Genomic DNA, 24,763 nt, shown 5'->3' on the forward strand with positions numbered 1-24,763 from the left:
GTAGAAAAGCAAAAAGCCCTGAAAATCAGGGCTTTTTGCTTGAACCATGGCGGAAAGGGAGGGATTCGAACCCTCGATACGGAGAACCGTATACCGGATTTCGAGTCCGGCGCATTCGACCACTCTGCCACCTTTCCGCTCGAAGTCAGCAATTATATAGCACTTCGAAGAAAAAGCCAGTTATTCGGCGACTTTTGTTTGCCCTGCGGTAAATTCTTCGTAAGCACGCACCGCCTCTGCCGCATACATCAGGTTCGGTCCGCCGCCCATATAAGTGCAGATAGCTAACGTTTCCATGAACTGCTCCCGGGTTACCCCCAGGCGGATGAGTGCCTTGACATGGAAGCCAATGCAGCCGTCACAGCGCGCCGTCACACCGATCGCCAGCGCAATGAGCTCCTTCTGCAGCGCACTCAACGCCCCCGCTTTCATCGACTCCTTTGCCAACATATTGAAGGCACTCATGGTTTCCGGGATTTCGGAACGAAGCGTAGCGAGTCCTTTGGAAAGGTCGCCGGTAATTTGAGTGAAGGATTTGCTACTCATGGAGAGCCTCCAATATTCAGAATATTAATAAATTCTAATATATTGGATATGCCTTCCCCTGGAAACCGGGCGGGCGTATACCCGCCCGGCTTTTGCCTTACAGCGCAGCCTGCAGCACGGTCAGACCGCCCATATAGGGCTGCAGCGCGGTCGGGATACGTACCGAGCCATCAGCCTGCTGATAGTTCTCGAGGATCGCCACCAGCGTGCGACCAACTGCCAGACCAGAGCCGTTGAGGGTTGCCAGCGTCTCGTTCTTGCCTTGTGCGTTCTTGAAGCGGGCCTGCATGCGGCGGGCCTGGAAGCTCTCGAAGCAGGAGCAGGACGAGATCTCGCGGTAGGTGTTCTGCGCCGGCAGCCACACTTCGAGGTCGTAGGTCTTGGCCGAACCGAAGCCCATGTCGCCGGTGCACAGCACGATCTTGCGGTACGGCAGCTCGAGCTTCTGCAGGATCGCCTCGGCGTGGCCGGTCAGCTCCTCCAGCGCGGCCCAGGCATTTTCGGGCTTCTCGATGCGGACGAGCTCCACCTTGTCGAACTGGTGCTGGCGGATCATGCCGCGGGTGTCCCGGCCGTAGCTGCCAGCTTCGGAACGGAAGCATGGCGTGTGGCAGACGAACTTCATCGGCAGCGCATCGGCCGGCACGATCTCGTCGCGGACGATGTTGGTCACCGGCACTTCGGCGGTCGGGATCAGGTAGAACTTGCTGCCGTCGGCCTTCGGCACCGAGAACAGCTCTTCCTCGAACTTGGGCAACTGGCCGGTGCCGTACATGCTGTCCGCGTTGACCAGATAGGGCGCGTACAACTCAGTGTAGCCGTGCTCGCCGGAATGGGTGTCCACCATGAACTGGGCCAGCGCCCGGTGCAGACGCGCCAGGCCGCCCTTCATCAGCGTGAAGCGGGCGCCGGAGATCTTCACCGCGGTTTCGAAATCCAGCCCGCCCAGGCGGGTGCCGATGTCCACGTGGTCACGCACTTCGAAGTCGAAGCTCGGCACCGTGCCCCAGCGGCTCATCTCCACGTTGTCCTCTTCGGAACGGCCCACCGGCACGCTCTCGTGGGGCAGGTTCGGCAAGCCGGCGATGAAGGCGTTGAAGCGCTCCAGCAGTTCGGCAAGGGCTGCTTCGTTGGCCTTCAGCTCGTCACCGATGCCCGCCACCTCGGCCAGCACCGCAGAGGCGTCCTCGCCCTTGCCCTTCAGCTGGCCGACCTGCTTGGACAGGGTGTTGCGACGGGCCTGGAGCTCCTGGGTGCGCGTCTGGCGCTCCTTGCGCTCATCTTCGAGGGCCTGGAAGGCGGCCACATCGAGCGTCGTTCCACGCGTAGCCAAACGCTCTGCAACAAAGTCCAGGCGGGTACGCAGCAATTGCACATCAAGCATGGGAATCCCTATTCAAATCAGAAGCTAGCAGGCCTGGAAGGCGGATCCGGAAAATGCCGAACACAACCTCCAGTTTTCAGTTATATTGCAGTGCAACATCATGTTCTTCGCTGCCCGAGATACCAGACACAATAGAAATCAAGAAGTTAATAGCTCGTTTCGAGCCAAAGTCTTCTTGATTTAACAAGCTCACCGGTCACAATTAAAGAAAAGGCGTCCGTAGACGGCGCTGTTTTCATGCGACCAAATCCATTGAAGGAGACACACCAATGTTGTCCATCCGTGACTGCCTGGATTACTGCGACCTGACCGACGAAGACGTTGCCATCATCGCCGAACACCATGACATTCCCGAAGTGGCAGCCGCCCAGATCGCTTGTGGGCTGGTCCAGACCCGCGAGGGAACGCTGATGCTGACCCAGTTCATGCGTGAGCTGGTGGATGAAGCTGAGGAAAGCGGCGATCGCAGCCGGGCACAGCGTTTCCGTGCAGCCCGCGACCGTTTCATTGCCAGCCATCCCATCCAGCACTAAGCACCATCGTCGCCTGCGCGGGCTTCATAGTCCCGATCCAGTTCGCGCAGGCGGGCCAGTTTTTCGGCGATCTTCGCCTCCATGCCCCGCTCGACCGGCACGTACCAGCCCGGCTTCGCCATCCCCTCCGGAAAGTAGCTCTCCCCCGCCGCATAGGCGCCCGGTTCGTCGTGGGCGTAGCGGTAGGCCTTGCCGTAACCCAGCTCCTTCATGAGCTTGGTGGGCGCATTGCGCAGGTGGATTGGCACCGGACGCGACACATCATCGGCGACAAATTTGCGCGCCGCATTATACGCCTTGTACACCGCGTTCGATTTGGCCGCACAGGCCAGGAAAACTGCCGCCTGGGCCAGCGCCAGTTCGCCTTCCGGCGAGCCGAGGCGTTCATACGTGGAGCAGGCGTTCAGGCAGATTTCCAGAGCCCGTGGGTCGGCCAGGCCGATGTCCTCGATGGCCATGCGCACCAGGCGCCGCCCCATGTAGAGCGGCTCGGCGCCGCCGTCGAGCATGCGGCACAGCCAGTACAGAGCAGCATCCGGATCGGAGCCGCGCACCGACTTGTGCAGCGCCGAGATCTGATCGTAGAAGGCTTCGCCGCCCTTGTCGAAACGGCGCAGGTTCCGCGACAGGGCTTCATCGATGAAGGCCGGCGTGACCGGATTGATGCCGGCCGTTGTCGCGGCGGTGTGCACCTGCTCGAGCAGGTTGAGCATGCGTCGAGCGTCACCGTCGGCAAAACCGGTCAGACGATCCCGCGCATCGTCCTCGAAAGCCAGCTCCGCGCACGCGAAGGCCCGGGCCCGCTCGAAGAGATCAGCCAGCTCGTCGGCGGCCAGAGGCTGCAGCACATACACCGCCGCCCGTGACAGCAGCGCCGAATTCACCTCGAAGGACGGATTCTCGGTGGTCGCCCCGACCAAGGTGACGAGCCCCTGCTCCACGTAGGGCAGGAAGGCATCCTGCTGGGCCTTGTTGAAACGATGCACCTCGTCCACGAACAGGATGGTGTGGCGCCCGCGGGTCCGCGCCACCTCGGCCTGGGCGATCGCCTCGCGGATGTCCTTCACCCCCGAGAAGACCGCCGACAGCGCCGTGAACTCCGCGTCGAAGGACTTCGCCATCAGGCGCGCCAGCGTCGTTTTGCCGACGCCCGGCGGGCCCCACAGGATCATCGAATGCGGCTTGCCGGACTGGAAGGCCAGCGCCAGCGGCTTGCCCGGCCCGAGCAGGTGCTTCTGGCCGATGACCTCGGTGATCATCTTGGGGCGCATGGCCTCAGCCAGCGGCAGGCGCGGCGGATCGAGGGCGTCGAAAAGATCAGCCATGAAGAATGTGTGGGCTCACTCGCCGACCAGATCGGCGCCCTTCGGCGGCACAAAGCGGAACAGCCCGGCATCCAGCGTCGGATTGCGCTCCATGTGGCCGAAGTTCAGCGACGTGGTCTGGCCGAAGTTGTCGTTGAGGATCATCGCCTTCAGCTGCCCACCGGCAAAGCCCATGCGGATGCGCTCGAAGCTGCTGTCGCTGGCCTTCGGCGTCGCCTCGACCCATTCCAGGCCGTCGGCGCTGCCGGCATCCTTCAGCACGAAGTTCTTGTCGAGGGAGTTGTCGCCGGCCAGGATCGCCGCCGGCGTCGTACCAAGGGCCTGGCCGAGCTTCTTGGTGGTGACCTGGTTGAGCTCCTGGTCGTAGGCCCACAGCTTGCTGCCATCCCCCACCAGCAATTGGGCGTAAGGCTTCTCGTAGGTCCAGCGAAATTTGCCGGGGCGTGCGAAGGCGAACGTGCCGGCGGCCTGTTGGGGCTTGCGGCCGGACTTGGACATGACCTGCTGGGTGAAACTGCCCTTCGCGCTGCGGGTGCCTTCCATGAACTGCTTCAACTGAGCCAGCGCATCGGCGTGGGCTGAACCGGCAGCAATGAACAACGCAAGCCCGAGGGCACGCAGGGTGTGGGTACGGCGGCGGATCATCATTCTCCTTCGCGGGCTGGAGCAACCACTTCGCGGTTGCCGTTGGAGCCCATCGGCGTAACCAGGCCGGAGCGCTCCATCTGTTCGATCAGGCGTGCCGCGCGGTTGTAACCAATGCGCAGGTGGCGCTGGACCAGGGAAATCGACGGCCGACGGGTCTTGACGACGATCTCGACAGCTTGGTCGTAGAGCGGATCGGCCTCGCTGCCCTCCCCACCTTCACCACCGCCGAGCAGATCGCCGCCCTCCTCTTCGGACGGCGTCAGCACGCCCTCGATGTAGTCCGGCGCCCCCGTGGTCTTGAGGAATTCGACGACCTTATGGACTTCGTCATCCGCGACGAAAGCACCGTGGGCGCGGGTCGGCAGGCCAGTGCCCGGCGCCAGGTAGAGCATGTCGCCCATGCCCAGCAGGCTTTCCGCCCCCATCTGGTCGAGGATGGTGCGGGAGTCGATCTTGCTGGACACCTGGAAGGCCATGCGGGTCGGGATGTTGGCCTTGATCAGGCCTGTGATCACGTCCACGCTGGGACGCTGGGTAGCGAGGATCAGGTGGATACCTGCCGCCCGGGCCTTCTGCGCTAGGCGGGCGATCAGTTCTTCGATCTTCTTGCCGACCACCATCATCAAGTCGGCCAGCTCGTCGATGACCACGACGATGTAGGGCAGCTTTTCGAGGGGCTCGGGGCTGTCCGGTGTGATCGAGAACGGGTTCTTCAGCGGCGCGCCGGCCTTCACGGCCTCGGCCACCGCCTTGTTGTAGCCGGCCAGGTTGCGCACGCCGAGCGCCGACATCAGCTTGTAGCGCTTCTCCATCTCCGCCACGCACCAGTTGAGCGCGTTGGCGGCGTGCTTCATGTCGGTGACGACAGGCGCCAGCAGATGCGGAATGCCCTCGTAGATCGACAGTTCGAGCATCTTCGGATCGACGAGGATCAGGCGCACGTCAGTCGGCTCGGACTTGTAGAGCAGCGACAGGATCATCGCGTTGATGCCCACCGACTTGCCGGAGCCGGTGGTGCCCGCCACCAGCAGGTGCGGCGTCTTGGCGATGTCCGCCACCATCGGCTGACCGCTGATGTCCTTGCCCAGCGCCACGGTCAGCGGCGAAGTCATGTCATGGTAGGCGCGGGACCCGAGAATCTCCGACAGGCGCACGGTTTGGCGCTTGGGATTGGGCAACTCCAGCGCCATGCAGGCCTTGCCCGGCACCGTCTCGACGACGCGGATGCTGACCAGCGACAGCGCCCGTGCCAGATCCTTGGCCAGGTTGACGACCTGGCTGCCCTTCACGCCAACCGCCGGCTCGATCTCGAAGCGGGTGATCACCGGGCCCGGATAGGCCGCCAGCACCTTCACCTCGACGCCGAAATCGGCCAGCTTGCGCTCAATCAGGCGGGACGTGAATTCCAGCGTCTCGACGGAAGGCGGCTCGACGTCGTGGGACGGCTCATCGAGCAAGGATAGCGGCGGCAGCGCACCACCCGGCAATTCGGTGAACAGGTGCGGCTGACGCTCCTTCTCGACCCGCTCCGACTTCTCGACCTTGACGACAGCCGGCTCGATGCGCACCGGCGGCGGCGGCTCGACCTCCTCCTTCTTGCGCTTGATCTCGACCACTTCCTCGCGCTTCTGCGCCACCTCGCGGCCGACGCGGCGGTCCTCCCAAGTCTGGAAGCCGTTGGTGGCGAAGATCCACAGCCGCTCCAGACCAGTGCCGAGCAGCTCGGAAGCCTCGACCCAGCTCACTCCGGAAAACAGGCTCAGGCCACCGGCGATAGCACCGAGCAGCAGCAGGGTTCCGCCGGTAAAGCCCAAGTATTGCAGCACCAGGTTGCCGAATTCGATACCGATCACCCCACCTGGCTCGAGCGGCAGGCTGGCCTTCATCGAATGAAAGCGCATCGCTTCCAGTCCGCTGCTGGCGATCAACACCATCAGGAAACCGACGACGACGATGAACAGGGAGCGCCGATCGGCCCCGAACACCAGCTTCAGGCGCCGGAAGCCGATCGCCAGGCCGAACCCCAGGAAGGCTACCCACCACCAGGCGGACACACCGAACAGGTAGAGCAGCAGGTCCGACAACCACGCGCCGAACCTACCGCCCGGGTTGCTGACGCGCTCGACCTGCACGGCGTGGGACCAGCCCGGATCGGCCTTGGAATAGCCGAACAGGATCATCGAGAAATACAGGGCCAGCACGCCGAGGAACAGCCAGCGGGCTTCCTGCAGCAGGCTGGCGATCTTTTCGGGCAGCGGAAGCGGGCGGGTGGAGGGAAGTTCAGACATGGTTCGGCGAGGATCGGGCGCGGCGGAAGCGGATACCAAAAAAGCAAAAGCGCGGCTCTTCACCGCGCTTCGATTATAAACCAGGGTCTCTGGTCGTCCCTTCCCCGTACGTTTGCGAATACGTAAGGAAGGATTTCCTGACCAGTCACAAGTCGTAGATCTTCTCTCTCAGGATCACGCCACCGTCGGTTTCCTCGATCAGGCCACGCAGCCCCAGGTCCTTCATGACCCGGCTGACCATCTCGCGGGAGGCACCGATCATCTTGGCGATGTCCTGCTTGGAGATCTTCTTCTTCACCACCTTCACGCCATCGATCTCCTCCGACATCTCGAGGAGCAGGCGCGCCACGCGGCCATAGACGTCCATCAGCGCCAGGCTCTCGATCTTGCGGTCGGCGTCGCGCAGACGGCGGGTGAGATTGCACATGACGTGCCAGGAAAGCTCGAAGTTCTCCTGCATCAGGCGCTTGAAATCGGATTTGGCGATCGTGACCAGGTCGGACGGGGCCACGGCCACGACCGACGCGGAACGGGGGCTGTCGTCCAGCACGCCCATTTCACCGAACATTTCCCCTTGCCCAAGGATGGTCAGGATCACTTCGCGGCCGTCCTCGTCGCTGACCATCACCTTCAGGTTGCCGGTCAATACGAAGTACACGAAATCGGTACGGTCGCCCTCATGAACCACCGCGGCACCTCGCGGTACGCGCCGCATCATCGCCACGCGTGCCACGGTTGCCAGCCGGTCGTCGCTCAGGCCCTGGAAGATCGGGAAGGTCCGCAGGGCAATGGTGGACACGGAGCTGGTGACGGTCATAAAGCCTCTCCTCGGCGGGACGCTAACTAATTTTTCGGCGACGTGACTAAATTGTCGTTCAACTGCTGCAATTAAGTATAAATCAAACTGACGTCATATCACGCTCGGCCGTGATGCCAAACACCACCAGCACGTCCATAAATCCCGACGCGAGCGGGAACCTCGCGCTTTATAATTGGTCTTCCTCGCCTCACAGACAAGAAAGACCCACGAAGATGGCTACCCGACACATCAAGCTCCTGATCCTCGGCTCCGGCCCCGCCGGCTACAGTGCCGCAGTCTATGCAGCCCGCGCCAACCTGAACCCGGTGCTGATCACCGGCATCGCTCAGGGCGGCCAGCTGATGACCACCACTGAAGTGGATAACTGGCCCGCCGACGCGGATGGCGTCCAGGGCCCGGAGCTGATGGCCCGCTTTGAGAAGCATGCACTGCGCTTCAACACCGAGATGATCTTCGACCACATCCACACCACCCACCTGACGGAAAAGCCGATCCGCCTGGTCGGCGATGCGGGCGAATACACCTGTGACGCGCTGATCATCGCCACCGGCGCCAGCGCCCAGTACCTGGGCCTGCCGTCCGAAGAGGCCTTCTCCGGCAAGGGCGTGTCGGCCTGCGCCACCTGTGACGGCTTCTTCTACCGCAACCAGGAAGTCGCCGTGGTCGGCGGCGGCAATACCGCCGTCGAGGAAGCCCTGTACCTGGCCAACATCGCCAGCAAGGTCACCCTCGTGCATCGCCGCGACAAGTTCAAGGCCGAGCGCATCCTCGTGGACAAGGTTCATGAGAAGGTCGCCGCCGGCAAGATCGAACTGGCCCTCGACTCCACGCTGGACGAAGTGCTGGGCGACAAGACTGGTGTTACCGGCATGCGCGTCAAGAGCGTCAAGACCGGCGAAACCCGTGATGTCGAGCTGAAGGGCGTGTTCATCGCCATCGGCCACAAACCCAACACCGACATCTTCGAAGGCCAGTTGGAGATGGAGAACGGCTACATCGTCACCAAGGGCGGCCGCGAGGGCAACGCCACCGCCACCAGCGTGCCGGGCGTGTTCGCCGCAGGCGACGTGCAGGACCACATCTACCGCCAGGCGGTCACCAGCGCCGGCACCGGCTGCATGGCCGCGCTCGACGCCGAGCGCTACCTGGACGGCCTGGGCCTGGCGGGCTAAAACCGCCTGTACGCCCCAGAACGGACCGGGGCAACCCGGTCCGTTTCCATTTGGACCCCCGCTTTTCACCATCATGGCCAAGGACAAGCGCCCCGCCGGACTCGATGCCCTCAGGGCGATCCGGCAGCAGGTACCGAACAGCACGCTGAAGACGGTCATCGCCCGTCCGGCGGCAGCCCCGACACGCCCGGCGGCAACGGAGCCTCCGCCCGAAGACGACGCGGCCTTCTTCCGCAAGCAGGTCGGCACGCTGCAGGCCATACGCGGCCAGGACCGGGCCGAGATCGCCAGGCCCAAGCCCGTCCCGCGGCCCCGCCCCCAGGTCATCGAAGCGGAGCCGGAAACACCGCGCAGGCCCCGGCACGTCGACGAGAACGATCCCTCCGCGGTGTTCCGCGCCGCCCTCGGCGACATCGCGCCGATCAAGGACTTCAACCGCGTCGACCTGAGCGGCCAGCGCCAGCAGGCCAATCCCCAGGTCAGCGCCCTCGAGGACTGGGAAGCCCCGGAGGCGGCCGTCGACGAGCGCGCGCTGCACGACCCCGCCGAACTGTTCCGCCACATCGCCGGCAAGGTCGCCCCGCTGAAGGACAAGAACCTCGCCGCGGTGGCCAAGCCGGTGCCCGCCCCGCTGCCCCGCAAGCGCGAGGAAGACGAGCGGGAAGTCCTGCGCGAAGCACTGGAAACCCCGCTGAGCTTCGAGGACCGCCTCGACATGGGTGACGAAGCCGCCTACCTGCGCGTCGGCCTGCCGCGGCGGGTCCTCACCGACCTGCGCCGCGGGCGCTGGGTGGTGCAGGGCGAACTGGACCTGCACGGCCTGACCCGCGACGAAGCCCGCGCGGCGCTGGCCCATTTCATCGCCCAGGCCGTGCTGCAGGGCCGCCGCTGCCTGCGCGTGATCCACGGCAAGGGCCACGGCTCACCGGGCCGCATGCCGGTCCTCAAGCACCTGTCCCGCGGCTGGCTGGCCCAGCGCGAAGACATCCTCGCCTTCTGCCAGGCCCGCCCCCACGACGGCGGCGACGGCGCGCTGCTGGTGCTGCTGCAAGCCGGGACTGCCACGCGCAGCTGATGCATCCCCGGTGCGGCCGACGCGCCCCGGGAAATTCCGCTTTTATTTCAGTATGTTCTAATACTCTTAAAGAGTTCCGGGCGTTTTTTGGCGCTTTCTTCAGTGCTCTTCGGCGATTCTTGCCCGCCGTCAATTTTTTTCCGCGTCCGCCCCCCTACAGTGCGCTGCGACAGATTGCCGCAGGGGCAGAGCGCCATCATCGGCGCCCCTCCCCGCCTGGTCTGGAAATGCAGCCCGCATCGCGCGGCCCGCTCGCACTCAGCTTAGGGACATACGGAGACCATCTACAATGAGTATCGAAGACATCAAGCACGACGACGCCAGCCCCGTTCCGGCCCGCCGCAAGTTCCTGAACTCCGCCGCCCTCGCCGGCCTGGCTGGAGCCGGCCTGTCCGTCGGCCTGTCCGCCTGCAAACAGGAAGCCGCCGCCCCGGCCGGCACGCCGGCTGCAGCGCCTGCCGCCCACACCGGCGGTGAATACGGCAAGTACGAAGTGCCCCCCGGCCAGCTCGACGAATACTATTCCTTCTCCAGCGGCGGCCACTCCGGCGAAGTGCGCATCTACGGCATGCCCTCCGGCCGCCTGTTCAAGCGCATCCCGGTCTTCAACATGGACTGCCTGGTCGGCTGGGGCATCACCAACGAATCCAAGGCCATCATCGGCACCAAGCCGGACGGCAGCCTCAAGTACCACACCGGCGACACCCACCACGTTCACCAGTCCTACACGGACGGCATGTACGACAGCAAGTACATCTTCGTGAACGACAAGATCCACAGCCGCCTGGCCCGTATCCGCATGGATACGATGGAAACCGACAAGATCATCGAGCTGCCGAACATCCAGGGCTTCCACGGCACCTTCCCGGACAAGCGCGATCCGGTGGACGAGAAGATCAATCACACCACCCGCGTGTTCTGCGGCGCCGAGTTCTCAATTCCGTTGCCCAATGACGGCAACGACATGACCGACCCGACCAAGTACCACTCCCTGTTCACCTGCGTGGATGCCGAATCCATGGAAGTGCGCTGGCAGGTGCTGATCGACGGCAACTGTGACTTGGTGGCTACCTCCTACGACGGCAAGCTGGCCGCCACCAACCAGTACAACACCGAGATGGGCGCCCACTACCAGGACATGATGTCCTCCGAGCGCGACGCCTGCCTGTTCTTCAACGTCGCCCGTATCGAGGAAGCGGTCAAGGCCGGCAAGACCAAGACCTACGGCAGCTCCAAGGTTCCTGTCGTGGACGGCACGAAGGCCGCCAACCCGGACCCGAAAACCGCCCTCACCTGCTACGTACCGATCCCGAAGAACCCGCACGGCGTCAATGCCAGCCCGGACGGCAAGTACTTCGTATGCTCCGGCAAGCTGTCCCCTACCGCCAGCGTGATCCAGTTGGATCTGGTGCTGAAGTGGTTCGATGGCGACCTGAAGGATCCGCGCGACACCGTCGTCGGTGAACCGGAAATCGGCCTCGGCCCCCTGCACACCGGCTTCGACAACAAGGGCAACGCCTACACCACGCTGTTCCTCGACAGCCAGATCGTGAAGTGGAACGTGGAAGCGGCCATCCAGGCCTTCAAGGGCGACAAGAACGCCAAGGTTGTACTCGACCGTGTGGACGTGCAATACCAGCCGGGCCACGGCTTCACCTCGATGGGTGAAACCAAGGCGCCGGACGGCAAGTACTTCCTGTCCGACAACAAGTTCTCCAAGGACCGCTTCCTGCCCGTCGGCCCGCTGCACCCCGAAACCGCGCAGCTCATCGACATCAGCGGCGACAAGATGAAGGTCGTGGCCGACCATGCGGTGTATTCCGAGCCGCACGACTCCATCATCGTCAAGCGTGAGTTCATCAAGACCCGTCAGGTCTACAACCTGGACGACTTCCCCAATGCGATCAAGGACCCGAAGGAATCCGGCGTCGAGCGCAAGGGCAACAAGGTCACCGTGAAGATGGTGTCCCAGGCACCGGCCTTCAGCCTGCCGGAATTCACCGTCAAGAAGGGCGATGAGGTCACCATCATCCTCACCAACCTGGACAAGGTCGAAGACTTGACCCACGGCTTCGCGATTCCGAAGTACGACATCAACTTCATCGTGAACCCGCAGGAAACCAAGTCCGTCACCTTCAAAGCCGACAAGCCGGGCGTTTATTGGTGTTATTGCACGAACTTCTGCCACGCTTTGCACCTCGAAATGCGTAGCCGGATGATCGTAGAGAAGTAAGCCCGTTCGGCAACCCGTTCCTTATCGACGAAGTAATTTGGGGAGACGTCCGCGTCTCCCTTTTTTTTGTGCCTGCGGTCGGCACGCAAGGCGACGCCAGACAAGGTACTGCGGCAAATTGACTCAGCTTAAGGCGTCGGCCGCCACACATCCTCACAATCTGTCGACATCCTGATCGATCGGAGTCACCGATGTTCGCCCTGCGCGCTCTGCGCCGCCTTCTCCCCGCCCTGGCCGGACTCGTCCTCGCCAGCGCGGCTCATGCCAACACCTACGAGGTCAAGCTCCCCCCTGAATTGGGCACGTCGCCGAAGATGTGCGACTACGCGCCGTGCACGGAAGTCATGCCCGGCGCCACCAGCTTCTCGGAACGCAAAGGCCAGCCCCCCTTCGTCGAAGCCTACAAGGACGAAGGCGGCCAGAAGAAGCTTCTCGGCTACGTCATGCTGTCCACCGACATCACCGACACGCCGGCCTACTCTGGCAAGCCTGTCGTGACGCTGATCGGCATGGACACCGCCGGCAAGTTCGTCGGCGTGAAGATCCTCAAGCACTCCGAACCGATCCTGCTGCTCGGCATTCCCGAATCCCTGCTGATCAAGTTCAACAACCAGTACCTGGGCAAGTTCGTCGGCGACAACATCGAGATCGGCAAGTCACGCCCCGACGAGAACATCATCGGCCTCGACGCGATCACCGGTGCCACCGTCACCGTCATCGCCCAGAACCAGGTGATGATGACCTCCGGCACCACGGTCGCCAAACAGGTCGGCATCCTCAAGCCGGTGATCCGCCCGCAGGCCAAGTTTCCGCCCGCCGCGGGCACGCCGTCGTGGAGCGACCTGGTCGCCGACGGCAGCGTGCAGCACCTCACGGTGAAGCCCGAGGAAGTCGGCCTGAAGGGCGACGGCCCCTACATGGACCTGTGGTTCGGCTACCTCAACCAGCCCACCCTCGGCCAGGCCATTCTCGGCAAGGACGGCTACGCCAGCCTGATGAGCCGCCTGAAGGACGGCGAACACGCCATCTTCATCATCAAGCCCGCCGGCATGGACTCCTTCAAGGGTTCCGGCTTCGTGCGCGGCGGCATCTACGACCGCGTGCAGGTTCGCCAGGACAAGGACGCCTTCACCTTCCGTGACCTGGACTACGTCAATCTGTGGAGCGTCGCTGCCGCCGGCGCGCCGGCCTTCAACGAATCGGCGATCTTCATCATCCGCGGCAAGGGCTTCTCCGCCGCCTACCCGTGGCGGCTGGTCTTCCTCGGCAACAAGATCGACAAGGAAACCGCCGCCAAGACCTTCGCCAACTTCGACAAGGAATACTGGCTGGCCGACAAGTACCTGGAAGGTGGCCGCCCGGTGGTGGTCAAGCCCGACCCGACCTGGCTCAAGGTGTGGAAGGAACGCGCCGTCGAGATCGCCGGCTTCATCGTCTTCCTGCTCGCCATCTCCGCCGCCTACGCCAGCCGCGACAAGCTGGTGCGGCGCGCCAACCGCCAGCGCCGCTGGCCGGTCAATGCCTTCAAGTACACCGGCTGGGTGATCTCCATCGGCTTCGTCGGCTTCTCAGCCATGGCCCAGCCGTCCATCACCCAGGTGCTCACCTGGTTCCACAGCCTGCTGTTCCAGTGGAAGTGGGAGCTGTTCCTGTCCGACCCGCTGATCTTCGTGTTCTGGGTCTTCATCATCGTCACCGTCTTCATCTGGGGGCGCGGCTTCTTCTGCGGCTGGCTGTGCCCCTTCGGCTCCCTGTCGGAACTGCTGTTCCGCCTCGGCCGGCTGGTCGGCCTCAAGCGCTTCCAGTTCCAGTTGCCCAAGCCCCTGCACGACAAGCTCAAGTGGGTGAAGTACGTGGTCTTCTTCGGCCTGCTGGCAGTGTCCTTCTTCAGCATGGGCCTGGCCGAGAAGCTCGCCGAGGTGGAGCCCTTCAAGACCACCTTCCTGGTCGGCATCACCAACCGCAGCTGGCCCTACAGCCTGTTCGCGGCCGGCCTGCTGGGCCTGTCGATCTTCATCGAGCGGCCGTTTTGCAAGTACCTGTGCCCCCTCGGCGCCTCGCTGGCGATGCCGACCACCTTCCGCTGGTTCGGCCTCAAGCGCAAGGACGAATGCACCTCGTGCAAGGCCTGCGCCAAGGGCTGCGGCTCCCAGGCCATCGACGCCAAGGGCAACATCGACCAGCGCGAATGCATGCTGTGCCTGGACTGCATGGTGCTCTACTACGACGACCACGCCTGCCCGCCGCTGGCCCAGGAACGCAAGCGCCGCACCAAGGCAGGCCAGCCGCTCACGCCGATCAACGGCAAGGGTTACTTCATCCCCATCCATCAAGTGCCGGCCGAACCGCAGAAGAAAGGAGCCACGGCATGACCATCGCCGACCGCAACGAACTGCGCCAGCCCGCCTACGGCGAAGCCCATGGCCTGTCCTGGCTCGTCGCCGAAATCCGCGACCACCTGTGGCCGTGGGCCGGCAAGGGCCAGCCGGCCCGCAAAGCAATCCAGGGCGCCGGCTTCGCGCTGGCCATCGCGGCCACACTGGCCTGGGTGATGGCCGCGCTCGGCCGCCTGGAGGCCGGCGCCATCATCGGCTGGTGGTTCGGCTGGAGCGTCTTCGAGGTGCTGGTCCGCCTCGACGCCAAGCCCTACGTGAAGGAAGGCCCCTGGTGGGGCCGCCTGTACCGCCGTGCAACGGTGATGGACATGATCTGCTACGTGAGCTTCAAGAACCTGCTGATCGGCGCCGTGCTGTTCATCGCACTGAAGACCGCGGGCATCCTGATCATCTAGACTTTACCCAGATCCGGCGGCCGGCCTCACACCGGCCTTCTGCCGGGCACGCAACGATCTATCCTGAAGAGAAGGAGGCCGGCGCGCGGTCCTGCGGGACGTCGCCGCCGCGGGTGACAGCATCGTCCCCTCGCCTCCCCGTGGACGGTCTCGCCGGTCACGTACGGCGGCAACAGCCGATCGCCAGCGGCCTGACCCACCACCTGCAAGCCGGGGAGCAATCTGGCACAGGAGTCATGCCATGAAGCGATTCGCCAAGTACGCGCTGGCCTTCCTCGCGCTGCTGCTCGTCGCCACGGCAGCCCAGGCCTGCACGGGCCTGGTCCTCGACGCCGCCAGCGGCAAACCGCTGGCCGGCGCCCTCGTCACCCGCGGCAAGGACATGCTGACCACCGGCGCCGACGGCCGTTACGCCTTTCCCGGCAGCTGTGCGACGGTCGCCGCCCGCGCCATCGGCTACCGCCGCGCGGCGGTCATACCCCCCGACGGTGAATCCGCGCCGACGATGCGCTTGGCTGCCATCCGCCCGAAGGCGCTGTACCTGTCCTTCTGGGGCATCGGCCACCAGGGCCTGCGCGAAGCCGCCCTCGAGCTCATCGAACACACCGAACTCAACGCGCTGGTCATCGACGTGAAAGGCGACCTGGGCGGCGTGCCCTATCCCAGCACCGTTGTCACGGCGGAGAACATCGGCGCCAGGAAGGTCACCACCGTTGCGGACATGGGCAAGCTGATCGCCCAGCTGAAGGCGAAAAATATCTACCTGATCGCCCGCATCGTCGTCTTCAAGGACGAACCGCTGGCCAATGCCCACCCCGAATGGGCCGTCAAGACGAGCGCCGGCGCGCTCTTCCGCGACCGGGAAGAACTGGCCTGGATCGACCCTTCCCGGCAGGAAGCCTGGAACTACAGCCTCGACCTGGCCGTGGAGGCGGCGCGCCTCGGCTTCGACGAGATCCAGTTCGACTACGTGCGTTTCCCCGACTCGCCGGGCCTCACCTTCTCCGTCGCCAACACCGAGGAAAACCGCGTCGCCGCGATCTCCGGCTTCCTGGCGATGGCGCGCAGCCGCCTGCTCCCGTACAACGTCTTCCTCACCGCCGACATCTTCGGCTATGTGTTCTGGAACACCAACGACACCCTCATCGGCCAGAAGCTCGACGTGCTGGTGAGCCGCCTCGACTACCTCGCGCCCATGCTCTACCCCTCCGGCTTCAAGTTCGGCATTCCCGGCTATACCAACCCGGTGGCCAACCCGAACGAAATCGTCTTCCTCACCCTCAAGCATGGCATCGGGCGCACCGGCATCTCGCCGCTGCGCCTGCGCCCGTGGCTTCAGGGCTTCCGCGACTACGCCTTCGACCAGCGCAGCTTCGGCGGCCCCGAGATCCGCGAACAGATCGAAGCCACCGAGAAGATCGGCACCAACGGCTGGATGCTGTGGAACCCCCGCAATGCCTACACGGCGGACGGACTTGGCAAGAAATGAGCTACGCCCTGCGCCCCGACGGCCAGCGGAAGCGGCAAGGACCGCATAGCAGCGGCCTCTTCGCGCGACTGTGGCTGCTGCTCGCGGTATGCCTGTCATTCCAGGCCATCGCCGCCAGCCAGCTCAACGGAGCCCGGCTCGACGCCGCCATCACCCCCATCGTCGAAACGGAGATCGCTGCCGGGCACATTCCCGGCGCGGTCGTGCTCGTCGGTGAAGGCGATACGGTCGTATACCGGCGCGCCTTCGGACAACGCGCCCTGGTGCCGGCACCGGAGCCGATGAGCGTCGACACGGTCTTCGACCTGGCCTCCCTGACCAAGGCCGTCGCCACCACGCCGGCCGTGCTGCAACTCGTCGAACAGGGCCTGCTCGACCTCGACGCGCCGGTGGTCCGCTACTGGCTGCCCTTCGCCGCCCAAGGCAAGGACGCGATCACGGTCCGCCAGCTGCTGGCCCATACCTCAGGGCTGCCGGCCGGCATGGACGTACGCCAGATCACCGCGCCCGACGAAGTACTGAGCCGCATCGCATCGATCAAACCGCAGAAGCGCGCCGGCGGCGACCCGCTGTACAGCGACCTCAATTTCATCGTGCTCGGCGAACTCGTCCGGCGGGTGTCCGGCCTGCCCCTCGACGAGTACTGCCGGCGCCGGCTGTTCCAGCCCCTGGACATGCAGGACACCGGCTTCCTGCCGCCGGCCGTACAACTGCCACGCATCGCGCCAACCACCTGGAACGGCGACGGCCCGCGCCGCGGCGTCGTACACGATCCGCTGGCCGCCCGCCTCGGCGGCGTGGCCGGCAGTGCCGGGCTGTTCGGCAGCGCCGACGATCTGGCGCGCTTCGCTCGCGCCGTGCTCGACAACAACCCGGCCCTGCTGAAGCCAGCCTCGATCCGCGCGCTCTTCCTGCCGCAGACCTACCCGGCAGCCCCGCCACGCAGCCTGGGCTGGCAGCCGCAGGCGCCGCTCGCCGCCAACCGGGCAGCGCTGCCGCCTTTCGGTGCCATCAACCACCTGGGCTACACCGGCACCGGGCTGTGGATCGATCCGCTGTCCGGCGTCTATATCGTGATTCTCAGCAATCGCGTGCATCCCAACGGCGGGGGCGACGCCGCGCCCTTGCGGGCCCGCATCGTCGATGCCGTCGCGTCGTCCCTGCCGGCGCTGCCGGCCGAACGCATCGTGGCGGCCTACCCCGAACTGTCCGAACGCGTGGCGCCCTACCTCCCGAAGGCCGTCCCGCAGCCGGTAAGAACCGGCATCGACGTGCTCGAAGCGGACGCATTCGCGCCGCTGCACGGCCTGCGCATCGGCCTGCTCACCAACCGCAGCGGCGTCGATTCCGCCGGCCGGCGTGACATCGACGTGCTGGCCCATGCGCCGGGCGTCACGCTCGTCACCCTGTTCAGCCCCGAACACGGACTCGCCGCCAACCAGGAAGGCCGCATCGGCGACGACAGCGACAGCCTCAGTGGCCTGCCGGTGCGCAGCCTGTACGGCCAGGACCGGCGGCCGACGGCGGCCATGCTCGACGGCCTCGACGCCGTGGTGGTGGACCTGCAGGACGCCGGCACCCGCTTCTACACCTACGCCAGCACCCTCGCCTACCTGATGGAGGCCGCCGCCACGCAGGACCTGCGCGTCATCGTGCTAGACCGCCCCAACCCGCTGCGCGCCGACCGGGTGCAAGGCCCGCTGCTCGACGCGGACCGGCGCGGCTTCACCGGCTACTGGCCGCTGCCGGTACGCCACGGCCTGACCCTCGGCGAATTCGCCCGCCTGTTCCAGGCCGAAGCCGCCCTGGACGTGAAGCTGCAGATCATCCCCATGCAGGGCTACCGCCGCGACATGTGGTACGACGACACCGGCCTGCCGTGGCTGCCACCGTCGCCGAACCTGACAAACCTCGCCGCCACGCTGCTCTACCCAGGCGTCGGCATCGTCGAGGGGGCGGAAGTCTCCGTCGGCCGTGGCACGCCGACCCCCTTCGAGTTGATCGGCGCCCCGTGGGTCGACGGCCCGCAACTGGCCGCCGAACTGGACAGCCTGCAGCTGACCGGCGTGCATTTCAGCGGCACCCGCTTCCAGCCGGTGGCGGGCCCCTACGCCGGCGAAACCTGTCAAGGCGTGCACATCATCGTCGACGACCGGGACGCCATCGACACACCGACCCTCGGCATCGCCCTCGCGGCAAGCCTGCACCGCCTCTACCCGAGCAAGTTCACGCTGGACCGGATCCTCGGCAACCTGGGCAGCCGGGCGACCCTCGACGCAATCCGCGCCGGCACGCCACCGTCGGCCATCGCCGCCGCCGGGCGGGACGCACTATCGTCCTATCTCACCCGCCGAGCCACCTTCCTGCTCTACGAGTAGTGAGCCGGCGCCCGCCCCGCGACGCGCGGCTCAGGTCTTGCGCTCCAGTTCATCGTAGGCCGACAGCGTAACCCCCGCGCCGGCCAACGCCTCGCGCAGGTGCTTGACCTCCTGCTTGGTGAACTCGTTGCCGTGGTGCGGGTGATGGATGAAGAACTCGTGCCGGTTCAGCACGATGCGGAAGCGCGCGCCGTGATTCGGCTCGACCGCCGCCCCCAGGTGATTCAACAGGGACTCCACTTCACGCCACTGGATGTTGCTGCTGAGCGGATCGCGAAAGATCGCTTCCAGCACGTTCCGATGCTTATGACTCATGGCTTGCTCCTCCCGTTGTCTACAACGGCATTCTTGCACCATCACCACGGCGATGGCAGCGCTGTGGCAAAGGCGACACACCTGGCAGCAGATGACGGGCACCATCCCCATGGATCGAATGAAAGTCGTGATGTAAATGACAAGAGTCACTGCCAACATGGTGATAATGCAAAGTCTGGTCAGCCCAGCATGAACCGACAACAGACCATGAACCCCTCAACCGACCACCAACCCGATCCCAACGCCCAGTCGACAGCATCCAGCGCTGAGCTGGCACGCCTGCAGCAACTCAGCAACTGGTACGAAAAGGCCCTGCGCGTCTCCAATATCGGCCTCTATCGCTGGGAGTCCACCAGCGACAAGTGGTTCTGGTCGGACAAGGTTTTCGAGCTTCGCGGCTTTCCGAAGGACAAGCGCTACGTGAATCCGGAAGCCTTCTACGCCCGCGTGCATCCGGACGACCGGGCCCCGCTGCTCGCCGCCGAGATCGCCTGCAAGAACGGCCAGGCCCCGCTCAATATCGAGTACCGCTTCATCCTGCCTTCCGGCGAGGTGCGCTGGCACCGGGAACTCGCCGACCGCGTCGTCTACGGCGAAGGCGGCGAAGCGCTGTGCGGCGCGCTGATGGACATCACCGACCAGAAGCGCGCCGAGCTGGCCATTGCCGAGCAGCAGGAATATCTCGAATCCCTGGTCAACGAACGCACCATGGCCCTGCGCATCGCCAAGGAAGCGGCGGAGAGCGCCCACCGGGCCAAGAACATGTTCATCGCCAACGTCAGCCACGAACTGCGCACACCGCTGAACGGGATCATGGGCATGACCAACATCGCGATGAAAAGAAGCGATGATCCCAAGGTGCAGGACTGCCTCGGCAAGGCGCGCATTTCGTCCCGGCGCCTGCTGTCGCTGATCAACGACCTGATCGACATCGCGGACATCGAGGCCGAGCGCGTCGTGCTCGAACACCAGCCATTCATACTGGCCGACATCTGCCAGGAGGTGGACCGCGTTATCCGCCCCGCCGCCGACCACAAGGGGCTCGCCTTCCGCATCGACATCGCGCCGGCCCTCGCCACGCGGACACTGGTCGGCGATGCGCCGCGCCTGACCCAAGTCGTCCTGAACCTCGCCGACAATGCCGTCAAATTCACCACCCAGGGTCGCGTGGACATCCGCTTCGACATCGAGCGGGAGACAGCGGATGCGCTGACCCTGCGCTGCGATGTCGAGGACACGGGGATCGGCATTCCGGCAGCCGAGCAGGTGCGGCTGTTCTCCCTCTTCGAACAGGGCGATGGCTCATCCACCCGCCGCTACGGCGGCGTCGGCCTCGGACTGGCCTTGAGCCAGAAACTCGCACACCTGATGAACGGCGGAATTGTGGTAAACAGCCGGCCCGGCACGGGCTCCACTTTCCGCTTCACCAGCCTGCAGGCGGTAGCCTGACTCAGCGCTGCAATCCAAAACCAATGACCCGCAACAGCTTGAGCTCCAAATGAACCGCCGCATCGACAACCATGTCTAGACTTCGCTTCCCCCGCCTCGGCATGCGGGCCTGGCTGCTCGTGCTGGCCGCCCTCGGCGTGATCCCCTTCTTCCTGTTCTCCGCCTACACGGTTTCCGAGAGCGACACGGCCCGCCACACCGCCATGGAAGTCGGGCTGCAGCAGCGCACCGAGGCCGCCGCCAGCGCCGCCAATGAGCGCCTCAAGATGGCCCTCGGGCAACTCAACGGCATCGCCACCTCCGCCTCGGCACAGAACCGGGACCTGAAAGGCATTTACGAACACGCGCGGCGGGTGATGGACCTGAACCCGGACGCCGTGTCGATCACCCTTTTCGCCGCGGACGGCCGGACCTTGTTCTCCACCTCCGAGCCTTTCGGCAGCCGGACGCTGCCGGTGGACGACCAGGGCGACATGAAGCGCGTCTTCTCGACAGGCCGGCCGGTCGTGTCCGGTGCGCTGCGCAACCCCGCCTCCGGCCGCTTCGAGACTGCCCTGGGTGTGCCGGTCATCCTGCAGGGCCAGCCGGCTTACGGCCTGCGCATGAATCTCGCCGCCGAGTCCTTCAACAGGCTGCTGTTCGAGCAGCGTTTTCCCGGCGACTGGACCGGCGTCATCGTCGACGAGCAAGGCCTCGTACTGGCCCGCTCGCGGGTGCCGGACGAGTTCATCGGCAAAAAAATCTCCACGACGCTGCAAGCGGCCCTGAACCAGGGCAAGCGAGGCATCTTCGAAAGCGCCACGCTCGACGGCGTGCGGGTCAGCACCTCGGTCACCTACGTGTCGGACTGGGGCTGGCGCGTCATCGTCGGCGCCCCGGTGGACGCCCTCAACGCCACCTTCTACACCCCTCTGCGCAACCTGCTGCTGGCCGGCCTCGGCTGCGCAGCCGTGGCCGGCCTCGGTGCCCTGTGGCTGGCCCGCGCGCTGACCCGCCAGATCGCGGCGCTCGCCGAAGCGCCGCGTGCCCTGCAGCGCGGCGAAGCGGTTCCGCCGCCCAGGACATTCGTGCGCGAACTCCACGACATGCACGCCAGCCTGATCGAGGTGGAACGGCGCGAGCAGCGCATGAACATCGACCTGCTCAACGCCACAGTGCGCCACGAAGAGCTGGCCGACATCCTCGACAACGCGGGCGTCGGCATCTCCCTGATCAAGGATCGCAAGGTACTGTGGGCCAACCGGAAGATGGGCGAGATCTTCGGCTACACACGCACCGAAATGGAAAACCAGCCGACGCGCCGCTTCTACCTGAACGACGACGACCACACCGCGCTCGGCGATGTGTCCTACCCGACGCTGGCCAAGGGGCTGCAGCACACGCTGGAGCTCCGCATGCGGCACCGGAGCGGCGCACCGCTATGGATCCGGCTGTCCGGCCGGCCACTGGCGGGGGCGCCTTCCGAACACGACAGCATCTGGATCCTGGAAGACATCAACGAGCAGCGGGCCAACGACCAGGCGCGGCAGCGCCAGCTGGCTGGCCTGAGGGCCCTCAACGAGCTGGGCGTCCTTCACTACGACGCCCTGGAGGATGAGCTGCGGGCCGTGCTGCGCATCGGCGTCACCCAGTTCGGGCTCGACATCGGCATCATCAGCCGGATCGACGGTGACATCTACAAGGTGGTTTCCCAGGTTTCCCCGCCCGATACGCTGGAGGACGGCCAGGAGTTCCCCTACGCCGACACCTACTGCGCGATCACGCTGGCGCGCGACGACGGCGTGCTGACCATTGCCCATATGGCAAACTCAGCTTACGCCAAACATCCCTGTTACCAGCGCTTCAAGCTGGAGGCCTACATCGGCTCGCCCGTCTACGTGGCCGGCCGCCTCTACGGAACGGTGAATTTCAGCGCCCCGTCGCCGTACTCCCGTGAATTCGACGGTCGGGATGAGGAGTTCATGCTGCTCCTCAGCCGCTGGATCGGCGCCGCCATCGAACGGCACCAAGCCCAGGAACGGGTGGCGGAAACCGACGAAAAGCTGCGCGGACTCTTCGCCATGTCGCCGGTCGGCATCGCGCTGACCGACATGGACGGCCACTTCATCGAGTTCAACGAATCGTTCCGGAGCATCTGCGGCTACTCGGAATCCGAACTGAAGGCCATCGACTACTGGGAGCTGACGCCCACCAAGTACCAGGCGGCAGAAATGCAGCAGCTGGAGTCCCTCGAACGCACCGGCCATTACGGCCCCTACGAAAAGGAATACCGACGCAAGGACGGCAGCCTGGCCGCCATCCGGCTCAACGGCGTGACCATCAAGAGTGCCGATGGTGCCCGCTACATCTGGTCGTTGGTCGAGGACATCGCCGAGGAAGTACAGCGCAACGCCGAACTGGCCCGCCACCGCGAACACCTGGAAGAACTCGTCGCCGAACGCACCACGGCGCTGTCCATCGCCAAGGAAGCCGCCGAAACGGCCAGCCGTGCCAAGAGCACCTTCCTGAGCAACATGAGCCACGAGATCCGCACGCCGATGAACGCCATCATCGGCTTCTCCCACATGCTCGCGCACAGCAATCTCAGCCCGGTGCAGCGCCACCGGGTCGACCGCATCTCCAGCGCCGCCAACCACCTGCTCGGCCTGCTCAACGACATCCTCGACCTGTCCCGGATCGAGGCCGAACGCCTGACCCTCGATGCCACACCCGGCGACCTGGCCAGCGTCCTGCATACCGTAGACAATGTGCTCACCGACAAGGCCGCGGAAAAGGACCTGCATTTCGAACTGTCCATCGCGCCGGAGCTCGACGGGCTGAGCCTGATCTTCGACCCCCTGCGCCTGCAGCAGATACTCATCAACCTGATCGGCAACGGGATCAAGTTCACCGAACACGGCGTCGTGCACCTGTCCGTCGTGATCGAGGCGCAGACGCCGGCTGACGTGCAGGTGGGCTTCAAGGTCGTGGACAGCGGCATCGGCATTGCCGCCGACCAGCTTCCCCGCCTGTTCTCGCCCTTCGAGCAGGCCGATGGCTCGACCACGCGCAAATACGGTGGCTCGGGCCTCGGCCTGTCGATCACTCAGCAGCTGATCCAGCTGATGGGCGGACAGCTGGAGGTCGACAGCGCGGTGGGGGTGGGCAGTAGCTTCTCCTTCTCGCTGCGCTTCCCCCGCGCCCAGGCCGGCAGCGCCCCTTCCCCGCTGTGGCACGCGCCGCAACATCCGCAGGCCCGGCCAACGCCGGCCCCCGACACTCTCGACGGCGCACGCGTGCTGCTGGTCGAGGACGACCTTGTGAACCAGGAGATCACGCGCGAACTACTGCTCGACGTGGGCATCCGCGTGGACGTCGCCGACGACGGCCTCATCGCCCTCGAGATGGCCCGCGACACCCGCTACGACCTGATCCTGATGGACATGCAGATGCCCAACATGGACGGCCCCAGCGCCGCACGGGCGCTGCGCAAGTCCGACCTGCACCGGCGCACGCCCATCGTGGCGCTCACCGCCAATGCCTTCGCCGAAGACCGGCAGCGCTGCCTGGACGCAGGCATGGACGACTACCTCAGCAAGCCCTTCAATCCCGCGGACTTCTACCAGATCCTGCAGAAATGGCGGCAAGCCCACCCACAGGTACACCTCGCACCGTCGCCGGACTAGGGCCCGCCGGGCTTTCCGGCCACGCTGGCACTCTCGTTGCTATCCGCTCCTGATCGATTCATCCCCGAACAAGAAAACGGAGCAACAACAATGCTAAGCAAGGACGAAGCCTTCGCCCGCCTGACCAGCCATCCCCTGCCGGCCAACCCGTGGATCTACGCCACGGACGAGGCCATCATCATCAAGGCGGAATACACCGACACGATAGAACGCCTGCTACGCTGGGTGCCCAAGGCCCGCTGGAGCGCACGGCAGCGCTGCTGGATCGTGCCGCTGGGCGGACTGGAGCTGGTCCGCTCGGTGCTGCCGGAACTCAGCCGCCTGGCGGAAGCCATGCAGGACACGCCCTGCGCAGCGGAAGCCGACCCGGACGGTGCCCCCGGCCAGATCACCGACGAGCAGGCCCGCAAACTGTTCCGCGACTGCGCTCGCAAGCTCTATGGCAGCGACTGGCAGCGGGAAACCGCCCGGGCGCTGAGGCGCGACGAAGGCACGCTAGCCTGCTGGCTGATCGGCGAAGGCGTCGTCGAGGCGGCACCGGAACAACTGCTGTGGGAGATGCTGGCGCTGATGCGCCAGCGCGTGCAGGACATCGGAGCCAGCGCCGACGCGCTGGCCGTGCGCATCGGCCCGCGCCAGTAAGCCGCGGCGG

At 65.1% G+C, this 24,763-nt stretch carries 18 protein-coding genes and 1 tRNA gene; 11 read left to right on the forward strand and 8 right to left on the reverse strand.

The annotated features are described in order from the left end of the window. Positions 1-47: 47 nt before the first annotated feature. The 3 genes from AC3QL2_RS01345 to serS all read right to left on the reverse strand — a co-directional run bounded on the left by AC3QL2_RS01345 (position 48) and on the right by serS (position 1,930). Positions 48-137 (reverse strand) — tRNA-Ser (locus AC3QL2_RS01345). A gap of 43 nt (positions 138-180) precedes the next feature. Beyond that, positions 181-546 carry a carboxymuconolactone decarboxylase family protein gene (locus AC3QL2_RS01350; RefSeq protein ID WP_493234269.1) on the reverse strand — a complete coding sequence of 122 codons (366 nt, stop codon included), beginning with the start codon at positions 544-546 and terminating at the stop codon, positions 181-183. A 97-nt stretch (positions 547-643) separates the two neighbouring features. After that, a complete protein-coding gene (serS, locus tag AC3QL2_RS01355) occupies positions 644-1,930 on the reverse strand; it encodes a serine--tRNA ligase (protein ID WP_493234270.1) in 1,287 nt (428 codons plus the stop codon). Between the two features lie 269 nt (positions 1,931-2,199). Between serS and AC3QL2_RS01360 the strand changes: the two genes are divergently transcribed. Beyond that, on the forward strand, positions 2,200-2,463 hold the full coding sequence (locus AC3QL2_RS01360) for a hypothetical protein (protein ID WP_493234271.1): 264 nt from the start codon (positions 2,200-2,202) through the stop codon (positions 2,461-2,463). On the opposite strand, the gene AC3QL2_RS01365 is transcribed toward AC3QL2_RS01360, so the two are convergent. From AC3QL2_RS01365 to AC3QL2_RS01380, 4 genes are all read right to left on the reverse strand, one after another. Then, complete coding sequence (locus AC3QL2_RS01365) at positions 2,460-3,788, reverse strand: replication-associated recombination protein A (RefSeq protein ID WP_493234272.1); 1,329 nt, start codon at positions 3,786-3,788, stop codon at positions 2,460-2,462. The two genes, AC3QL2_RS01360 and AC3QL2_RS01365, sit on opposite strands and share 4 nt — an antisense overlap. A gap of 15 nt (positions 3,789-3,803) precedes the next feature. Then, positions 3,804-4,433: an outer membrane lipoprotein chaperone LolA gene (gene lolA, locus AC3QL2_RS01370; RefSeq protein ID WP_493234273.1), complete on the reverse strand. Its 630-nt coding sequence runs from the start codon at positions 4,431-4,433 to the stop codon at positions 3,804-3,806. Continuing rightward, positions 4,433-6,724 carry a DNA translocase FtsK gene (locus AC3QL2_RS01375; protein ID WP_493234274.1) on the reverse strand — a complete coding sequence of 764 codons (2,292 nt, stop codon included), beginning with the start codon at positions 6,722-6,724 and terminating at the stop codon, positions 4,433-4,435. The genes lolA and AC3QL2_RS01375 overlap by 1 nt, the downstream gene beginning before the upstream one ends. A gap of 145 nt (positions 6,725-6,869) precedes the next feature. Beyond that, positions 6,870-7,541 (reverse strand): Crp/Fnr family transcriptional regulator, encoded by a 672-nt coding sequence (locus tag AC3QL2_RS01380; RefSeq protein ID WP_493234275.1) that lies wholly within the window; start codon positions 7,539-7,541, stop codon positions 6,870-6,872. Positions 7,542-7,756: 215 nt separating this feature from the next. Here AC3QL2_RS01380 and trxB point away from each other — a divergent pair, with 215 nt between their 5' ends. The 7 genes from trxB to AC3QL2_RS01415 all read left to right on the forward strand — a co-directional run bounded on the left by trxB (position 7,757) and on the right by AC3QL2_RS01415 (position 18,682). Continuing rightward, positions 7,757-8,716 carry a thioredoxin-disulfide reductase gene (gene trxB / locus AC3QL2_RS01385; protein ID WP_493234276.1) on the forward strand — a complete coding sequence of 320 codons (960 nt, stop codon included), beginning with the start codon at positions 7,757-7,759 and terminating at the stop codon, positions 8,714-8,716. 73 nt (positions 8,717-8,789) lie between these two features. Then, positions 8,790-9,791, forward strand: a complete 1,002-nt coding sequence (locus AC3QL2_RS01390) for a Smr/MutS family protein (protein WP_493234277.1) — start codon at positions 8,790-8,792, stop codon at positions 9,789-9,791. Between the two features lie 289 nt (positions 9,792-10,080). Then, positions 10,081-12,024 (forward strand): TAT-dependent nitrous-oxide reductase, encoded by a 1,944-nt coding sequence (gene nosZ / locus AC3QL2_RS01395; protein WP_493234278.1) that lies wholly within the window; start codon positions 10,081-10,083, stop codon positions 12,022-12,024. 191 nt (positions 12,025-12,215) lie between these two features. Next, positions 12,216-14,396 (forward strand): 4Fe-4S binding protein, encoded by a 2,181-nt coding sequence (locus AC3QL2_RS01400; RefSeq protein WP_493234279.1) that lies wholly within the window; start codon positions 12,216-12,218, stop codon positions 14,394-14,396. Next, positions 14,393-14,815 (forward strand): transcription regulator, encoded by a 423-nt coding sequence (locus AC3QL2_RS01405; protein ID WP_493234280.1) that lies wholly within the window; start codon positions 14,393-14,395, stop codon positions 14,813-14,815. The genes AC3QL2_RS01400 and AC3QL2_RS01405 overlap by 4 nt, the downstream gene beginning before the upstream one ends. A gap of 241 nt (positions 14,816-15,056) precedes the next feature. Further along, on the forward strand, positions 15,057-16,304 hold the full coding sequence (locus AC3QL2_RS01410) for a putative glycoside hydrolase (RefSeq protein ID WP_493234281.1): 1,248 nt from the start codon (positions 15,057-15,059) through the stop codon (positions 16,302-16,304). Beyond that, positions 16,301-18,682, forward strand: coding sequence for an exo-beta-N-acetylmuramidase NamZ domain-containing protein (locus AC3QL2_RS01415; protein ID WP_493234282.1), 2,382 nt, complete (start codon positions 16,301-16,303; stop codon positions 18,680-18,682). The genes AC3QL2_RS01410 and AC3QL2_RS01415 overlap by 4 nt, the downstream gene beginning before the upstream one ends. Before the next feature lie 30 nt (positions 18,683-18,712). Here the strand turns inward: AC3QL2_RS01415 and AC3QL2_RS01420 are convergent, their stop codons facing one another. Further along, complete coding sequence (locus AC3QL2_RS01420; RefSeq protein WP_493234283.1) at positions 18,713-18,997, reverse strand: type II toxin-antitoxin system HicA family toxin; 285 nt, start codon at positions 18,995-18,997, stop codon at positions 18,713-18,715. A 207-nt stretch (positions 18,998-19,204) separates the two neighbouring features. Here AC3QL2_RS01420 and AC3QL2_RS01425 point away from each other — a divergent pair, with 207 nt between their 5' ends. The 3 genes from AC3QL2_RS01425 to AC3QL2_RS01435 all read left to right on the forward strand — a co-directional run bounded on the left by AC3QL2_RS01425 (position 19,205) and on the right by AC3QL2_RS01435 (position 24,753). Further along, a complete protein-coding gene (locus tag AC3QL2_RS01425) occupies positions 19,205-20,446 on the forward strand; it encodes a sensor histidine kinase (RefSeq protein ID WP_493234284.1) in 1,242 nt (413 codons plus the stop codon). Between the two features lie 71 nt (positions 20,447-20,517). Further along, positions 20,518-24,111 carry a response regulator gene (locus tag AC3QL2_RS01430; RefSeq protein ID WP_493234285.1) on the forward strand — a complete coding sequence of 1,198 codons (3,594 nt, stop codon included), beginning with the start codon at positions 20,518-20,520 and terminating at the stop codon, positions 24,109-24,111. A 90-nt stretch (positions 24,112-24,201) separates the two neighbouring features. Further along, on the forward strand, positions 24,202-24,753 hold the full coding sequence (locus tag AC3QL2_RS01435) for a hypothetical protein (RefSeq protein ID WP_493234286.1): 552 nt from the start codon (positions 24,202-24,204) through the stop codon (positions 24,751-24,753). Positions 24,754-24,763: the final 10 nt, after the last annotated feature.

The organism is Zoogloea sp. GW822-FHT05C07 (assembly GCF_058800215.1).

What these genes read in the sequence shown, in the direction of transcription:
- AC3QL2_RS01350 (WP_493234269.1), bottom strand. Translation starts at nt 546, where the DNA reads ATGAGTAGCAAATCCTTCACTCAAATTACCGGCGACCTTTCCAAAGGA.
- serS (WP_493234270.1), bottom strand. Translation starts at nt 1,930, where the DNA reads ATGCTTGATGTGCAATTGCTGCGTACCCGCCTGGACTTTGTTGCAGAG.
- AC3QL2_RS01360 (WP_493234271.1), top strand. Translation starts at nt 2,200, where the DNA reads ATGTTGTCCATCCGTGACTGCCTGGATTACTGCGACCTGACCGACGAA.
- AC3QL2_RS01365 (WP_493234272.1), bottom strand. Translation starts at nt 3,788, where the DNA reads ATGGCTGATCTTTTCGACGCCCTCGATCCGCCGCGCCTGCCGCTGGCT.
- lolA (WP_493234273.1), bottom strand. Translation starts at nt 4,433, where the DNA reads ATGATCCGCCGCCGTACCCACACCCTGCGTGCCCTCGGGCTTGCGTTG.
- AC3QL2_RS01375 (WP_493234274.1), bottom strand. Translation starts at nt 6,724, where the DNA reads ATGTCTGAACTTCCCTCCACCCGCCCGCTTCCGCTGCCCGAAAAGATC.
- AC3QL2_RS01380 (WP_493234275.1), bottom strand. Translation starts at nt 7,541, where the DNA reads ATGACCGTCACCAGCTCCGTGTCCACCATTGCCCTGCGGACCTTCCCG.
- trxB (WP_493234276.1), top strand. Translation starts at nt 7,757, where the DNA reads ATGGCTACCCGACACATCAAGCTCCTGATCCTCGGCTCCGGCCCCGCC.
- AC3QL2_RS01390 (WP_493234277.1), top strand. Translation starts at nt 8,790, where the DNA reads ATGGCCAAGGACAAGCGCCCCGCCGGACTCGATGCCCTCAGGGCGATC.
- nosZ (WP_493234278.1), top strand. Translation starts at nt 10,081, where the DNA reads ATGAGTATCGAAGACATCAAGCACGACGACGCCAGCCCCGTTCCGGCC.
- AC3QL2_RS01400 (WP_493234279.1), top strand. Translation starts at nt 12,216, where the DNA reads ATGTTCGCCCTGCGCGCTCTGCGCCGCCTTCTCCCCGCCCTGGCCGGA.
- AC3QL2_RS01405 (WP_493234280.1), top strand. Translation starts at nt 14,393, where the DNA reads ATGACCATCGCCGACCGCAACGAACTGCGCCAGCCCGCCTACGGCGAA.
- AC3QL2_RS01410 (WP_493234281.1), top strand. Translation starts at nt 15,057, where the DNA reads ATGAAGCGATTCGCCAAGTACGCGCTGGCCTTCCTCGCGCTGCTGCTC.
- AC3QL2_RS01415 (WP_493234282.1), top strand. Translation starts at nt 16,301, where the DNA reads ATGAGCTACGCCCTGCGCCCCGACGGCCAGCGGAAGCGGCAAGGACCG.
- AC3QL2_RS01420 (WP_493234283.1), bottom strand. Translation starts at nt 18,997, where the DNA reads ATGAGTCATAAGCATCGGAACGTGCTGGAAGCGATCTTTCGCGATCCG.
- AC3QL2_RS01425 (WP_493234284.1), top strand. Translation starts at nt 19,205, where the DNA reads ATGAACCCCTCAACCGACCACCAACCCGATCCCAACGCCCAGTCGACA.
- AC3QL2_RS01430 (WP_493234285.1), top strand. Translation starts at nt 20,518, where the DNA reads ATGTCTAGACTTCGCTTCCCCCGCCTCGGCATGCGGGCCTGGCTGCTC.
- AC3QL2_RS01435 (WP_493234286.1), top strand. Translation starts at nt 24,202, where the DNA reads ATGCTAAGCAAGGACGAAGCCTTCGCCCGCCTGACCAGCCATCCCCTG.